The following is a 15,037-nucleotide window of genomic DNA, read 5'->3' as shown; positions in this document are numbered from 1 at the left end:
GCCCTTCGACGCCGCCGGACTCTGGGCCGCTTTGCGACGTCGCGCCGATGCGGAGGGTTGCATCACCGGACGGCCTCGACCGGAAGCCGGCCGCCCGCGCCCGCAAATCCCTACTCGTCGGGGCGCACCGCCTGCCCGCCCCGGTCGATCGGCAGGCTCGGACCCTTCAGCTCGGAATCGCTCGGCAGCGAGCGCACGTCCCACCCGCCGCCGAGGGCGCGGATCAGCGTGACCGCCGCAGTGAAGCGGCTCAGCCGCACCTGGAGGGCGTTGACCTCGTTGTTCACGAGCAGGCTCTGCGCGGTCACCACCGTGGTGAAGTTCTGGGTGCCGGCCCGGTACTCGTTGAGGGTGATCTCCACGGCCTTGCGCGACAGGTCCACGGCGGTGTCCTGCGCCTTCTGCTGCTGGCCGAGGATACGCAGGGCCGCCATCTGGTTCTCGACCTCGGCGAAGGCGGCCAGCACCACCTGCCGGTAGCCGGCCACAGCAGAATCGTAGCCGGCCTCGGCCGAGCGCAGGGCCGCCGTGCGGGCGCCGCCGTCGAACAACACCTCGCTGCCGGAGGCCGCCACAGACCAGACCTGGTTGGCGGCCGAGAGCAGGCCGTTGCGGGTCGCCCCCGAGATGCCGCCCTGGGCCGAGATGGTCACGGTGGGGAAGAAGGCCGCCACCGCTACGCCGATGCGCTCGCTCTGCGCCTGGACGAGGCGCTCGGCCTGGGCCACGTCCGGGCGCCGTTCCAGGAGGTCGCCGGGGATGCCCACCGGCACGCCGGGTGGATTGCGCGGGATTCCGGCCACCGGGATCGACACCTCCGAGGGCGGGCGCCCGATCAGGGTGGCGATGGCGTTGACGTACTGCACGCGGGTCAGGCGCACCGCGATGGCCTGGGCCTCGATGGTCTGGACCTGGGTCTGCGCGGTGATCACGTCGGACCGGGCCGCGACGCCCGCGGCGTACTGGTTCTCGGTGATCGCCAAGGTCTTCTTGAAATTCTCGACGTTCTCCTCGAGCACCTTTTGGAGCGAATCCGCGTAGCGCACCGTCAGGTAGTCGGCGGCGATCTCCGCTTGGATGCTCAAGCGGGTCAGCGCGAGGGTGGCGGCGTCGGATTGCGCCAGGGCCGCCTCGCTCTCGATGGTCCGGCGCGTGCCGCCGAACAGGTCGAGCTCCCAGCTCGCCTGGCCGAGCAGCGCCACGTTGGTGCGTGTGGTGGTGCCGCTGCCGGTCCGGGTGATGCTCGGCGCGCCGATCACCGTCGGATACAGGGCGGCCTGCGCGGAGGCGACGAGGGCCCGGGCCTGCCGGTAATTCGCCACCGCCTGCCGGAGGGACTGGTTGTCGACGTCGACGAGGCGGATCAGCCGGTCGAGATTCGGATCCCGAAAGACCCGCCACCAGTCGCCGCGCTCCACGGCGTCGTTGGGCCGGGCCTCGCGCCAGCCGTTCTTGCGCGCCGCGACATAGGCCGGGCTGTCCTCGCGGACGCCGCCCTGCTTGTAGGCGAAGGGCGTCTCCACAGAGGGCCGGGTGTAGTCGGGGCCAACCACGCAGCCGGCGAGGAGCGGGGCGGCGAGGAGGAGGGATGCGAGGGTGCGGCGCCGGCGATTGGCAGCGGCAGGTTCGCGGCTCAACAATCCGACGGACGCAGCCGTCATGCCTACCCGCGCCCTCATGCTGAGGTGCCGGAGCGCAGCGGTGTCCTCGAAGGACGGCTCCAGCCAGATGCGCGATCCCTGGAACCCTCCTTCGGGGGCCGCTGCTGCGGGCACCTCAGGATGAGGGCGTGGGTTGGACAGATGTTCACACCCGACCGGAGCCGCCGCTGTTTCACGTGAAACCTTAACCATCACTCTCCGGCCGGCAGCGCCGCTTCTCCGCCCCGTCCCGCGCGCCTGCGCCGGTTGAGCACCCTGTGCCGGAGGCGATCGAGGGTGAGGTAGACGACGGGGGTGGTGTAGAGGGTCAGGATCTGGCTCACAATCAACCCGCCGACGATGGCGATGCCGAGCGGGCGGCGCAGCTCCGCGCCCTCGCCGTTGGCCAGGATCAGCGGCACGGCGCCGAGCATGGCCGCCAGCGTCGTCATCATGATCGGCCGGAAGCGCAGGAGACAGGCCTCGCGGATCGCGTCCACGGGATTCGCGCCCCGGGTCCGCTCGGAATCGATCGCCACGTCGATCATCATGATCGCGTTCTTCTTCACGATGCCGATGAGCAGGAACACGGCGATCAGCGCGATGATGGTGAAGTCGGTGCCGGTCACCAGCAGCGCCAGCACGGCGCCGACGCCGGCCGAGGGCAGGGTGGAGAGGATCGTCAGCGGGTGCACGAAGCTCTCGTAGAGGATCCCCAGGACCGCGTAGACCGCCAGGATCGCCGCCAGGATCAGGAGCGGCTGGCGGGAGGCCGAGGCGACGTAGTTCTTGGCCGCGCCGGCATACTCGCCGTGGATCGTGGCCGGGAGCTGCAGGGAGGCCATGGCCCGGTCGATGGCGTCGGTGGCGTCCGACAGGCTCTTGCCCGGCGCGAGGTTGAACGAGATCGTCGTCGCCACGAACAGGCCCTGGTGGCTCACCTGCACGGGGGCGCTGCCGGGCTCGATCCGCGCGAAGGCCGAGAGCGGCACCATCGTCTCCTTGGCGGCCGAGACGGGCGCGCTCGACGAGGCCCCGCCCTTGCTCGCCGCGATGGCGTTGGAGGAGGCGTTGCGGGCCGAGTCGGACGCGATGGCGGCGGCGTTCGAGGCGGTGTCGGCCGTGCTGGTGGCGGAGGCGGCGGCCGCCGCCGCGACGGCGCCCGCGCTGCCCGAGCCGCCCACCGCCCCGGAGCCGGTGGCGGCGCCGGTCGCGGCACTCGCCGACGACCCGCTGCCCGGGCTGCTGGTGCCGGTCGCCGTGTTGATGTTGACGGTCCCGCCCGCCGCCACCGTGCCGGCGACCGCGTTGGTGGTGGCCGAGCCCGGCGCGTTGCCGCCCGAGGTCGAGACGTAGATCTGCTTGAGCGTCTCCGGCGTCTCCAGGTAGCGCGGCGCGATCTCCATCACGACGTGGTACTGGTTCAGCGGATTGTAGATCGTCGAGACCTGACGCTGGCCGAAGGCGTCGTAGAGGGTGTTGTCGATCTTGATCGGCGTGATGCCATAGCGGAACGCGGTCGCCCGGTCGATCACGACCCGGCTCTCCAGCCCGCCCTCCTGCTGGTCCGAGGTCACGTCCGCGAAGGTCGGATCCTTCTGCAGGGCCGCCACCAGCTTCGGGGCGGCGGCGAACAGCTCCGCGGCGGTGTCGCCCTGAAGGGTGTACTGGTACTGGGCGAAGCTCTGGCGCCCGCCCATCTGCAGGTCCTGGCGCGGGAAGACGTAGAGGCGCGCCCCCGCAACTTGCGCGAGCTTCGGCCGCAGCCGCGCCATGACCGCGGAGATCGGCGCCCGCTCGTTGAGCGGCTTCAGGCCGACGAAGACGTTGGCCGAGTTGGTGCCGCGGCCCCCCGTGAAGCCGACGACGCTTTCCACCGCCGGATCCGCGCCGACGATCGCGGTCGCCTGCTTGAGCTTCTTCTCCATGGACTGGAACGAGATGCGCTGGTCGGCCTGGATGCCGCCCATCATCTGCCCGGTATCCTGCTCGGGGAAGAAGCCCTTCGGGACGATGATGTAGAGGTAGACGTTGAGGCCGACTGTGGCGAGCAGGCTCAGCAGCACGAGCCGCGGATGGGCGAGCGCCACCGCGAGGGTCCGTTCGTAGGCGCCGAGCAGACGCGAGAAGCCGCCCTCCAGCATCCGGATCAGCCAGTTCGGCCGGCGGCCCGCCGGGGGTTCGCCGTTGGGGCCGTGCCCCTCGGCCCGGAGTAGCCGGGCGCACATCATCGGCGTCGTGGTAAGCGAGAGGACCAAAGAGATCAGGATCGACAGCGACAGGGTGACGGAGAATTCCTGGAAGATGCGCCCGACGAGGCCGCCCATCAGCAGGATCGGCAGGAACACCGCGATGAGCGACAGGCTCATCGAGATCACCGTGAAGCCGACCTCCCGGGCGCCGATCAGCGCCGCCTGGAGCCGGGGCTTGCCCTCTTCGATGTGCCGCTGGACGTTCTCCAGCACCACGATGGCGTCGTCGACCACGAAGCCGGTGCCGATGATCAGCGCGGTCAGCGACAGGATGTTGAGCGAGTAGCCGAGCAGGTACATCGCCGAGAAGGTGCCGATGATCGAGATCGGCACGGCGACCGCCGGGACCAGGGTCGCCCGCCAGGAGCGCAGGAAGGCGAAGACCACCAGGATGACGAGGCCGACCGCCACCAGCAGCGTCTCCTCGGTGGCCGAGAGCGAGGCGCGGATCGTGGCGCTGCGGTCGCCGGTGAGCTTGATGTCGATGCCGCCCGGCAGCGCCGCGGTGATCTGCGGCAGGGCCTCCTTCACGGCGTTGATGGTCTCGACCACGTTGGCGCCGGGCTGCTTGTAGACGAACAGCAGCACGCCGGGCTTGCCGTTGACGATGCCGAGGTTGCGCTTGTCCTCGACCCCGTCGAGCACCTCCCCCACGTCGGTGAGCTTCACCGCGGCGCCGTTGCGGTAGGCCACGATGATGTCGCGGTAATCGGCGGCCTTGCGGCCCTGGTCGTTGGCGTAGAGCTGGTAGCGGCGGTCGCCCGCATCGATCTCGCCCTTGGGCGAGTTGGCGTTGGCCGAGGCCAAAGCCGCCCGGATGCCTTCGAGGCCGATGCCGTAGTTGAACAGGGCCGTGGGATCGAGCTCGACCCGCACCGCCGGCAGGGACGAGCCGCCGATATCGACATTGCCGACACCGGGCAGCTGCGACAGCTTCTGCTGCACCACGGTGGCGGCGGAATCGTAGACCTGCCCGCGGGTGAGCGTCTCCGAGGTCATGCCGAGGATGATGATCGGCGTGTCGGCGGGGTTGAACTTCCGGTAGGTCGGGTTCTGCCGGAGCGAGGCCGGCAGGTCGGCGCGGGCCGCGTTGATGGCGGCCTGGACGTCGCGGGCCGCACCGTCGATGTCGCGGTTCAGGCCGAACAGCAGCACGATCCGGGTGGAGCCGAGGGCGTTCGTCGACGTCATCTCGTTGACGTCGGCGATGGCGCCGAGCCGCCGTTCGAGCGGCGCCGCCACGGTGGTGGCCATGGTCTCGGGCGAGGCGCCGGCCATCTGCGCCTGGACGAGGATGACCGGGAAGTCGATCTGCGGCAGCGGCGCCACCGGCAGCTTCAGGAAGGCGAACACGCCCGCCAGCAGCACGCCGATCGTGAGCAGCGTGGTCGCCACCGGCCGCCGGATGAACGGCTCGGAGATGTTCACGGGATGGGGCTCCCGTGGGGTGGGTGGCTGGCTGGCGCATCCTCACCGGAAGAGAAGCGACCGATGCCGCATCTCTCCCTCCCCCCTCTGCGGGGGAGGGTGGCCCCTGCGTCAGCAGGGGTCGGGAGAGGGGACCCGGGTTCTGGATAAGGCGAGGCCTTCATGACGGGCGCGGCCGCATTCTGCACCGTCGCTCCCCTCTCCCGACCCCCTTCGGGGGCCACCCTCCCCCGCAGAGGGGGGAGGGAAGAGCTACGTCCTGACCGCGCCGCGATAGCTGCACCGACCGCTTCCAGCACAGCGTACAGATTGCTGAGCACAACCTCGTTCGGGAAGCGCAGAACCGTGAAGCCCTGGCGCTTCAGCCAAGCATCGCGCTTCGCATCGCGGAGACGGCGTCCCTCCGTCTCATGCGGCTCGCCGTCCAGCTCGACGATCAGCCGTGCAGAGGCGCAGAGGAAGTCGGCGATGTAAGGCGGGATCGGAACCTGACGGCGGAATTTCAGGCCGTGAAAGCGCCTGCCGCGCACCTGCTGCCAGAAGGCATCCTCAGCCCGCGTGTAGGATTGCCGCTGCTCTCGGGCAAAGGCGCGCAGGCGTGGATCGGGCCTGCCGTAACGCAGGTCGTTCCGAGGTGACCCTGAGTCGGACCTGTCACACGCCCTCCCGCCCCCCTCTGCGGGGGAGGGTGGCCCCCGAAGGACGTCGGGAGAGGGGAGCGACGCATCCGGAAAGGTCGCGACGGGTTCCATATCCTGAACTGTCGCGCTGCCCCTCTCCCGACCCCTGCTGACGCAGGGGCCACCCTCCCCCGCAGAGGGGGGAGGGGATGCCTTGGAAACGTCCCGCTTCGTCATGGCAGGACCTCACCACGCTCCAACCCGGGCCCCCGCCGCCCGGAAATCCGCCGCTCCAACCGGTCGAACGCCAGGTAGATCACCGGCGTCGTGAACAGCGTCAGCACCTGGCTGACGATCAGGCCGCCCGCGATGCAGATGCCGAGCGGCTGGCGCAGCTCCGAGCCCACGCCGGTGCCCAGGATCAGCGGCACCGCGGCGAACAGAGCCGCCAGCGTCGTCATCAGGATCGGCCGGAAGCGCAGGAGGCAGGCCTGGAAGATCGCCTCCCGGGGCTCCAGCCCGTCCTCGCGCTCCGCCTGGAGCGCGAAGTCGATCATCATGATGGCGTTCTTCTTCACGATGCCGATCAGCAGGACGATGCCGATCACCGCGATGATGTCGAGCGACAGGCCGAACAGCATCAGGCCGAGCAGGGCCCCGATCCCCGCCGACGGCAGGGTCGACAGGATGGTGATCGGGTGGATGAAGCTCTCGTAGAGCACGCCGAGCACGATGTAGACGGTGACGATCGCCGCCAGCACGAGGAACAGCTCGTTGCCGAGCGCCGACTGGAAGGCGAAGACCGAGCCCTGCGGCACCACCCGGAACGAGGGCGGCAGGCCGATCTCGGCCTTGACCGTGTCGATCGCCTCGACCGCCTGACCGAGGGCGGCGCCCGGGGCGAGGTTGAACGACACGGTGGTGGCCGGGAACTGGCCGAGATGCGAGATCAGGAGCGGCGCCCGCCGCTCGCTGATCCGCGCCACCGCGGAGAGCGGCACCTGCCCGTTGGTCGCCGTGGAGGAGGGCAGGTAGATCGCGTCGAGGCTGCGCAGGGTCGTGTGCAGCTTCGGATCGGCCTCCAGGATCACCCGGTACTGGTTGGACTGGGTGAAGATCGTCGAGATGATGCGCTGGCCGAAGGCGTCGTAGAGGGCGTTGTCGATCGTGGCCGGGGTGATGCCGTAGCGGCCGGCGGTGGGCCGGTCGATGGTCACGTAGGCGGCGAGCCCCTGGCCCTGGTGGTCGCTCGCCACGTCCGCCACCACGGGCGACTTCGCCAGCGCCGCGGTGAAGCGCGGCACCCAGGTCTCGAAATCGTCGATGTTCGGGCTCTCGAGGATGACCTGGTACTGGGTCGCCGAGACCGCCGTGTCGATGGTCAGGTCCTGGACCGGCTGCATGTACAGCCGCATGCCCGGCTCGTTCGCGACCGCCGCCGAGATCCGCCGGATGATCGCGCTGGCCGAGGCCGTGCGCTCATCCCGGGGCTTCAGGTTGATCAGCATCCGGCCGGAATTGAGCGTGACGTTCTGGCCGTCGACCCCGATGAACGAGGACAGGCTGGCCACGTCCGGGTCCTTGAGGACGATCTCGGCCATGCGCTGCTGGCGCTCGGCCATGGCCGCGTAGGAGACGGACTGGTCCGCCTGGGTGATGCCCTGGATCACGCCCGTGTCCTGCACGGGGAAGAAGCCCTTGGGGATCACCACGAACAGGTAGACGGTGAGCCCCAGCGTGCCGAGCGCCACCAGCAGCGTCAGGCCCTGGTGGTCGAGGACCACCCGCAGGGAGCGCCCGTACGACGCGATGGTGGCGTCGATGGCGCGCCGGCCGAGACGGGAGAGCACGCCCTCCCGGCGGCGGGTCTCGGCCTCGGGCACGTGCTTCAGGAGCCGCGCGCACAGCATCGGCACCAGTGTCAGCGAGACCACCGCCGAGATGATGATGGTGGCCGCCAGCGTGATGGCGAATTCGTGGAACAGCCGCCCGACCACGTCGCCCATGAACAGCAGCGGGATCAGCACCGCGATCAGCGAGACGGTGAGCGAGATGATGGTGAAGCCGATCTCGCGGGAGCCCTTGAGCGCCGCCTCCAGGGGCGAGTCGCCCGCCTCCACGTGGCGGGCGATGTTCTCGATCACCACGATGGCGTCGTCGACCACGAAGCCGGTGGCGATGGTCAGTGCCATCAGCGACAGGTTGTCGAGGGAGAAGCCGTAGAGGTCCATGACCGAGAGGGCGCCGATCAGCGACAGGGGCACGGACAGGCTCGGGATCAGGGTCGCCGACAGGCTGCGCAGGAACAGGAAGATCACCAGCACGACGAGCGCGATGGCGAGGCCCAGCTCGAACTGCACGTCCTCCACGGAGGCGCGGATCGTGGTGGTCCGGTCGGTGAGCGGGGCCACCGCCACGGCGGCCGGCAGGCTCGCCTGGAGCTGCGGCAGCAGCGCCTTGATCTTGTCGACGGTGGCGATGACGTTGGCGCCGGGCTGGCGCTGGATGTTGAGGATCACCGCCGGCGTCGCGTCGGCCCAGGCGCCGAGCTTGGTGTTCTCCGGCCCCTCGACCACGTCGGCGACCTCCGAGAGCATCACCGGGGCGCCGTTGCGGTAGGCGATGATCGCCGAATTGTAGGCCTTCGGGTCGCGGATCTGGTCGTTGGCGTTGATCGCGTAGGACTGCGTCGGCCCGTCGATCGTGCCCTTGGGGGTGTTGACGTTGAGGTTGGTGATCGTGGTGCGCAGGTCGTCGATGTTGAGCCCGTAGGCGGCGAGCGCCCGGGCGTTGAACCGCACCCGCACGGCCGGGCGCTGGCCGCCCGAGATGCTCACGAGGCCGACCCCCGCCACCTGGCTGATCTTCTGGGCGAGGCGCGATTCGGCGAGGTCGCGCACCTGGGTGAGCGGCAGGGTCTTCGACGTCAGCGCCAGGGTGAGGACCGGCGCGTCGGCCGGGTTGACCTTGGCGTAGATCGGTGGCGCCGGCAGGTCCGAGGGCAGCAGGTTGCCGGCGGCGTTGATCGCCGCCTGGACCTGCTGCTCGGCGATGTCGAGGGACAGGTCCAGGCTGAACTGCAGGGTGATGACCGAGGCCCCCGCGGAGGATTGCGAGGTCATCTGGTTGAGGTTGGCGAGCTGCCCGAACTGCCGCTCCAGGGGCGCCGTGACCGAGGAGGTCATCACCTCGGGGCTGGCGCCGGGATAGAAGGTCTGGATCTGGATCGTCGGGTAGTCGACGGCCGGCAGCGCCGAGACCGGCAGGTTCAGGTACGACACGCCGCCGACGATCAGGATCGCCAGCATCAGCAGCGTCGTCGCCACCGGGCGCAGGATGAAGAGGCGGGACGGGTTCATGGGCGCGACCCTTCCGCGCCGGACAGCCTGCGCTGCAGGGAGGCTTGAATCGGGGGGCACGGACGTCCCATCCGCGCCCTCATCCTGAGGTGCCGAAGCGCAGCGCAGGCCTCGAAGGAGCCCTCCAGCCGGGCGCGCGATCCCTGAAGCCCTCCTTCGAGGCGGTGTCGCCGCACCTCAGGATGAGGAGGAGACTGGGACTGACCTTCCAGATTCTCCCCGACTCCGCGGAAGGGGGAGGGGAGGCCGCGGGTCCCGCGCGCCAGACCCGTCCTCACTGCGCCTGACGGCGCCGGTGCCGACGACCGCCCTCCGCTGTCCCTTGAACATCCGCCGCCGCGTCGGTCGGCGCGCCGGACTTCACCTCACCCTTGCCGTCGGGTTTGGCCTCCGCGGCCTTCCCGTCCCCTGCCGCCGCCTGTGCGCCCTCCGTGATCCGCACCGGGGCGCCGTCCTTCAGCCGGTCGGTGCCGTCGGTGACGACTCGATCCCCGGGCTTCAGGCCCGAGACCACCACGGTGTTGGTCCCGTCGGTCTCGCCGGTCTTGATCGGCCGGACCGTGACCTTGTTGTCCCCGTCCATCAGGTAGACGTAGGTGCCGGGCGTGCCCTGGAGCAGGCTCGCATTCGGCACGAGCGCCGCGCCCCGCACCGTGTCGACGGTGAGCTTGGCGTTCACGAACTGGTTCGGGAACAGCTCCTCGTCGCCGTTGTCGAACAGCGCGCGCAGCTTCACCGTGCCGGTGGTCGTGTCGATCTGATTGTCGACCGTGTCGAGCCGGCCGGCGGCGATCTCGTGGGCGTCGCCGCGGTCATAGGCCCGCACGGTCAGCTTCGCGCCCGCCCGCACCTGCCGCATCACCCGCGCCACGTCGTCCTCCGGCAGGGTGAAGATCACCGAGATCGGGTGGAGCTGGGTCACCACCACGATCGCCGTGGATGCGGCCGAGATGTAGTTGCCCTGATCGACCTGACGCAGGCCGACCCGCCCGTCCACCGGCGACGTGATGTGCGTGTAGGCGATGTTGAGCTTCTGCTGGTCGACCAGCGCCTGATCGGCCGCGACCGTGCCCTCGTTCTGCTTCACCAGGGCGCCCTGGGTGTCGACGTTCTGCTTCGAGATCGAGTCCTGCCGGTTCAGGGTCTGGTAGCGCTGCAGGTCGAGCTTCGAGTTCTGCAGGAGCGCCTGATCGCGGGCGAGCTGGCCCTGGTACTGGGCGAGCAGCGCCTCGTAGGGCCGGGAATCGATCTGCGCGAGTTCGTCGCCGGCCTTCACGGTCTGGCCCTCGCGGAACTTCACCTGGGTGAGATAGCCGCTGATCTGCGACTTCACCGTCACGGTGGCCAGCGGCGTCACCGTGCCGAGGCCCTGGAGCACCACCGGCATGTCGCCGGTCGTGACCGCCGCGACGCCCACCGCCTGCGGCATGTCGGCGCCGCCGTGCCGGCCGCCGCGGCCGCCGCCCTTGTGCGCCGTCGCGGGCTCCGCGCCCTTGTCGGTGCGCGCCTCGTACCAGCGATGACCGATCGCCCCGGCGCCGGCGAGCAGCATCAGGATCACGAGCCAGCGGATCGGCCGGAAGCGCCGCGTCCGGACCTCCCGCGCGGGCGCCTCGCCGGGCTGGTAAGCCCGGGCCGTGTCGGTCCGGATCGGTGAACTCTCGTTCATGCCTGACTAGAGCACATGCCGGTCGCCTGCGCGACCGGCGGCACCCTATCCCTCGCTGTCGAAGCCCCCACTCCGCCTCCGGAACGCCGCGTCCCGAAGACCTGTCCTGAAGCCGCCCTGTCCCTCGGGAACCGACGGCTCCGATCCCGTGTGCGGGAGCATACGCCCATAAAGCTGTCCGGGCCCCGAACGGCTCCTTACCGCGGCGACATGTTCACCTGCGGGTTCACCTACGGGGTCACCTGTCGGTGCACTTACCGGTGCCCGGCCAATGCGCCGTCACTAGGGCGGCGACGTTTCAGTCGTGTTGCTGGGTCCCGCCGGCTGCATCCGGCGCCGCATAGGCCCGCAGCACCGCGCGGAAGGCGTCATCCACCGGGGTGACGGTCACGGCGCGGCGCAGGCCGATCCCGACGCCGCCGATCAGCAGCGCCAGGATCAGGCAGCCGAGGACCGTGCGTGAGGAAGGCCGCATCGTCGTATCCGGAAGACCCGCCCGACGATCGGAGCGGCCGCCTCCGGACATGCCGAAAGGGCCACCGACCCGCAAGTCGATGGCCCTTCTTGGGGACCGGAGCGGAATCCCGCTGACGGAGCGAGGGGGCGAAGCTCCGTCGGCGTGTGCGCCGCTCCGGCCGTGATCCGAATCTAAGATACGGGTGATGAATGTCAACATTCGTCAGCCGGTGCGTGCGCGTCGGAATCCGGGTCTGTGCGACCGCGCACATTCCGCAACGCGCGGCGCCCATGCTACAGGCCGGCGATGCCGACACCCTCGATGCCCGGCGCCCACAGCCGCGCCCCCTGCCGCGCCGCATGACGCCCGCCTTCATCAACCCCGTCTTCGACGCCCTCCCCACGACGGTGTTCGAGACCATGTCCCGGCTCGCGCGGGTCCACGGCGCGATCAATCTCGGCCAGGGCTTCCCCGACGATCCCGGGCCGGAGGACGTGCGCGAGCGGGGCGCGCGGGCGCTCCGCGACGGCTGGAACCAGTATCCCCCGATGATGGGGCTGCCGGCCCTGCGGGAGGCGGTCGCCGCCCATTACGCGCGGCACCAGGGGCTCGTCCTCGACCCGGAGACCGAGGTGATGGTCACCTCCGGGGCCACGGAGGCGCTGGCCGGCGCGCTCCTGGCGCTGATCGAGCCCGGCGACGAGGTCGTGCTGTTCGCGCCCATGTACGACGCCTACCTGCCCCTCGTGCGGCGGGCGGGCGGCGTGCCGCGGATCGTGGCGCTGCAACCCCCGGCCTTCCGCCTCGACGAGGCCGCGCTGGCGGAGGCCTTCGGGGCGCGGACCCGCGTCGTGGTGCTGAACAATCCCCTCAACCCGAGCGCCACGCTGTTCGCCCCCGAGGATCTCGACCTGCTCGCCCGCTACTGCCAGCGGTTCGACGTGACCGCGCTCTGCGACGAGGTCTGGGAGCACGTGGTGTTCGACGGTGCGCGCCACCGGCCGCTGATGGCGCTGCCCGGGATGCGGGAGCGGACCGTCAAGATCGGCTCGGCCGGCAAGATCTTCTCGCTCACCGGCTGGAAGGTCGGCTTCGTGATGGCCGATGCCCGGCTGATGCGCGGGCTCGCCAAGGCGCACCAGTTCCTCACCTTCACCACGCCCCCAAACCTCCAGGAGGCGGTGGCCTACGGGCTGGGCAAGCCGGCCCCGTGGTTCGAGGCCATGCGCGCCGGCTATGCCCGGTCCCGCGACCGGCTCGCGGACGGCCTGCGCGGCCTCGGCTTCACCGTGCTGCCGGCCCGGGCCACGTGGTTCCTCAACCTCGACGTCGCGAATCTCGGCTACGCCGACGACGCGGCATTCTGCGAGGCGCTCGTCACCCGGCACGGCGTCGCGGCGATCCCCGTGAGCGCCTTCTACCCGGACGCCGCCGTCCGCAACATCGTCCGGCTGTGCTTCGCCAAGGACGACGCCACCCTGGATGCGGCCCTCGACCGCATGAGCGGTCTTGCCGGGAGGGCGGCGTGACCCGTGGCGGCCCCGTCCTTGCGGGGATCCGACCGGGGGGCCACATCGTTGCGGACGATGGCTTCCCGACGGATCCCGACCATGGACTTCACCCAGGCTGCCCAGGCCGGGCGTTTCGCCCGTGCCGAGACGTTCCCCGGGGGCGCGACGCCCTCCAACCCCGCCTTCCTGAAGGCGGATCTCGGCCGGGAGGCGAGCCTCGCCCGGCTGGAGACGCTGGCCCACCTGATGGACACGGCCTTCGTCATCCCGGGCATCAACCGGCGGGTCGGGTTCGACGCGCTGATCGGCCTCGTGCCGGTGATCGGCGACGTGGCCGGCATGGTGATCTCCTCCTTCATCGTCTACGAGGCGAAGCGCCTGGGCGCGCCGCGCTGGCTGCTGGCCCGGATGGGGATGAACGTCGCCTTCGACGGGCTGATCGGTGCGGTGCCGCTGGCGGGCGACCTGTTCGACGCCGCCTTCAAGGCCAACCGCCGCAATGTCCGTCTGCTGCGCCGCTGGATGGAGCGCAGCGGCGGTCTGCGTCCCACCGAGATCGAGGGCACCGCGACCCGGCTCGACGGCTGAGCCCCCTCAGCCGCTCCCCGTCCGGCCGGTCCTGGGGCTGCCCGAATCCCTGGGCGAGTCCCTGGGCAAGTCTCTGGGCAAGCCCCGGGGCAGCGGGATGGCGCGCGGCACGGGCCGGGAGACAGCACGGATGAACGAGGTCACGCGTCCCGGCGAGAGCGAGGTCGTGCCCGCGCCGATGCCCGGCGCCCAGCCGCTGGTCCTGCGGCCGGACGAGGGGGCACCGGTCCCGGTCGTTGCCGCGGGCCGGCGCACCCGCCTGTCGCCGCTCAACCGGCGCCGCCTCGACAATTTCCGCCGCAACCGGCTCGGCTACGGGTCGTTCCTGATTTTCGCGGTCCTGTTCGTCCTCAGCCTGTTCGCGGAATTCATCGCCAACGACCGCCCGATCCTGCTGTCCTACAAGGGCGAGTGGCTGGTCCCGGTGCTGGTCGATTATCCCGAGGAGAAGTTCGGCGGCTTCCTCGCGACGACCGATTACCGGTCCTCGGAGATCCGCAAGGAGATCGTGGCGAACGGCTGGGCGCTCTGGCCGCCGATCCCGTTCTCGTACGACACGATCAACGAGGATCTGCCGACGCCGTCGCCGTCCCCGCCCACCTGGATGCTCACCGACGCGCAATGCCGGCCCGTGGCCGAGAAGCTCGGCGGCACGGGCTGCGCGGACATTCCCTGGCACTGGCTCGGCACCGACAACACCACCCGGGACGTGCTCGCGCGGGTGATCTACGGCTTCCGAATCTCGGTGCTGTTCGGCCTGATCCTGGCCGCGGTCTCCTCGGTGATCGGCGTCGTCGCGGGGGCCGTGCAGGGTTATTTCGGCGGCTGGGTCGATCTCGCCTTCCAGCGCTTCATCGAGGTCTGGGGCGGCATCCCGACCCTCTACCTGATCATCATCATCTCGGCCTTCATTGCCCCGGGCTTCTTCGTCCTGCTCGGGATCATGCTGCTGTTCTCGTGGGTGGCGCTGGTCAGCGTCGTGCGCGCCGAGTTCCTGCGAGCCCGGAATTTTGAATACGTCCGGGCCGCGCGGGCGCTGGGCCTGTCGAACATCCGCATCATGACGGTTCATCTGCTGCCGAATGCCATGGTGGCGACCCTGACCTTCCTGCCGTTCATCCTGAACGGCTCGATCACCACCCTGACGTCCCTGGACTTCCTCGGCTTCGGCCTGCCGCCGGGCTCCCCCTCCCTCGGAGAGCTTCTCGCGCAGGGCAAGGACAATCTCACCGCGCCGTGGCTCGGATTGACCGGCTTCCTGGTCATCGCCGTGATGTTGAGCCTGCTCGTCTTCGCCGGCGAGGCTGTGCGCGACGCCTTCGATCCGCGTAAGACTTTCGTCTAACGTCGCGATCGGCGGGCGAAAATGACGCAGGCGCCCCGCCCGTCTTTCCACAACTGTACGAAGATCGAGCGTTGTCCCGGCATGACCGCAGGGCAATCGTGAGCGATCGTCTAGGTGCGCCCTCGGTCCGGGCGGTAAAGGTCTCTGCCGCCAGCGAAAACCCGGCTC

The 15,037-nt window shown here is 70.1% G+C and carries 9 protein-coding genes; 3 read left to right on the top strand and 6 right to left on the bottom strand.

Annotation, left to right across the window (positions count from 1 at the left end):
• Nucleotides 1-110: 110 nt before the first annotated feature.
• The 6 genes from A3862_RS09980 to A3862_RS09950 all read right to left on the bottom strand — a co-directional run bounded on the left by A3862_RS09980 (nt 111) and on the right by A3862_RS09950 (nt 11,443).
• Nucleotides 111-1,661, bottom strand: coding sequence for an efflux transporter outer membrane subunit (locus tag A3862_RS09980; protein ID WP_442919054.1), 1,551 nt, complete (start codon nt 1,659-1,661; stop codon nt 111-113).
• A gap of 191 nt (nt 1,662-1,852) precedes the next feature.
• On the bottom strand, nt 1,853-5,320 hold the full coding sequence (locus A3862_RS09975) for an efflux RND transporter permease subunit (protein ID WP_043346320.1): 3,468 nt from the start codon (nt 5,318-5,320) through the stop codon (nt 1,853-1,855).
• On the bottom strand, nt 5,317-6,072 hold the full coding sequence (locus A3862_RS09970) for an endonuclease domain-containing protein (RefSeq protein ID WP_078947380.1): 756 nt from the start codon (nt 6,070-6,072) through the stop codon (nt 5,317-5,319). Before A3862_RS09970 ends, A3862_RS09975 begins: the two co-directional genes overlap by 4 nt.
• Before the next feature lie 101 nt (nt 6,073-6,173).
• Nucleotides 6,174-9,299: an MdtB/MuxB family multidrug efflux RND transporter permease subunit gene (locus A3862_RS09965; RefSeq protein WP_043759610.1), complete on the bottom strand. Its 3,126-nt coding sequence runs from the start codon at nt 9,297-9,299 to the stop codon at nt 6,174-6,176.
• 274 nt (nt 9,300-9,573) lie between these two features.
• Nucleotides 9,574-10,968 carry an MdtA/MuxA family multidrug efflux RND transporter periplasmic adaptor subunit gene (locus tag A3862_RS09955; protein WP_111473559.1) on the bottom strand — a complete coding sequence of 465 codons (1,395 nt, stop codon included), beginning with the start codon at nt 10,966-10,968 and terminating at the stop codon, nt 9,574-9,576.
• A gap of 298 nt (nt 10,969-11,266) precedes the next feature.
• Nucleotides 11,267-11,443: a hypothetical protein gene (locus A3862_RS09950; protein WP_236952745.1), complete on the bottom strand. Its 177-nt coding sequence runs from the start codon at nt 11,441-11,443 to the stop codon at nt 11,267-11,269.
• 341 nt (nt 11,444-11,784) lie between these two features.
• On the opposite strand from A3862_RS09950, the gene A3862_RS09945 reads away from it, so the two are divergent.
• From A3862_RS09945 to A3862_RS09935, 3 genes are all read left to right on the top strand, one after another.
• A complete protein-coding gene (locus A3862_RS09945) occupies nt 11,785-12,954 on the top strand; it encodes an aminotransferase (protein ID WP_236962069.1) in 1,170 nt (389 codons plus the stop codon).
• An 81-nt stretch (nt 12,955-13,035) separates the two neighbouring features.
• Nucleotides 13,036-13,524, top strand: a complete 489-nt coding sequence (locus A3862_RS09940; RefSeq protein ID WP_043346332.1) for a DUF4112 domain-containing protein — start codon at nt 13,036-13,038, stop codon at nt 13,522-13,524.
• A gap of 130 nt (nt 13,525-13,654) precedes the next feature.
• Nucleotides 13,655-14,869 carry an ABC transporter permease gene (locus A3862_RS09935; protein WP_043759614.1) on the top strand — a complete coding sequence of 405 codons (1,215 nt, stop codon included), beginning with the start codon at nt 13,655-13,657 and terminating at the stop codon, nt 14,867-14,869.
• The last annotated feature ends 168 nt before the right edge of the window (nt 14,870-15,037 follow it).

It is taken from the genome of Methylobacterium sp. XJLW (genome assembly GCF_003254375.1).
GTDB classification, from domain to species: domain Bacteria; phylum Pseudomonadota; class Alphaproteobacteria; order Rhizobiales; family Beijerinckiaceae; genus Methylobacterium; species Methylobacterium fujisawaense.
This window is presented reverse-complemented; position numbering and strand designations above follow the sequence as displayed.

What these genes read in the sequence shown, in the direction of transcription:
- A3862_RS09980 (WP_442919054.1), bottom strand. Translation starts at nt 1,661, where the DNA reads ATGACGGCTGCGTCCGTCGGATTGTTGAGCCGCGAACCTGCCGCTGCC.
- A3862_RS09970 (WP_078947380.1), bottom strand. Translation starts at nt 6,072, where the DNA reads ATGGAACCCGTCGCGACCTTTCCGGATGCGTCGCTCCCCTCTCCCGAC.
- A3862_RS09965 (WP_043759610.1), bottom strand. Translation starts at nt 9,299, where the DNA reads ATGAACCCGTCCCGCCTCTTCATCCTGCGCCCGGTGGCGACGACGCTG.
- A3862_RS09955 (WP_111473559.1), bottom strand. Translation starts at nt 10,968, where the DNA reads ATGAACGAGAGTTCACCGATCCGGACCGACACGGCCCGGGCTTACCAG.
- A3862_RS09950 (WP_236952745.1), bottom strand. Translation starts at nt 11,443, where the DNA reads ATGCGGCCTTCCTCACGCACGGTCCTCGGCTGCCTGATCCTGGCGCTG.
- A3862_RS09945 (WP_236962069.1), top strand. Translation starts at nt 11,785, where the DNA reads ATGACGCCCGCCTTCATCAACCCCGTCTTCGACGCCCTCCCCACGACG.
- A3862_RS09940 (WP_043346332.1), top strand. Translation starts at nt 13,036, where the DNA reads ATGGACTTCACCCAGGCTGCCCAGGCCGGGCGTTTCGCCCGTGCCGAG.
- A3862_RS09935 (WP_043759614.1), top strand. Translation starts at nt 13,655, where the DNA reads ATGAACGAGGTCACGCGTCCCGGCGAGAGCGAGGTCGTGCCCGCGCCG.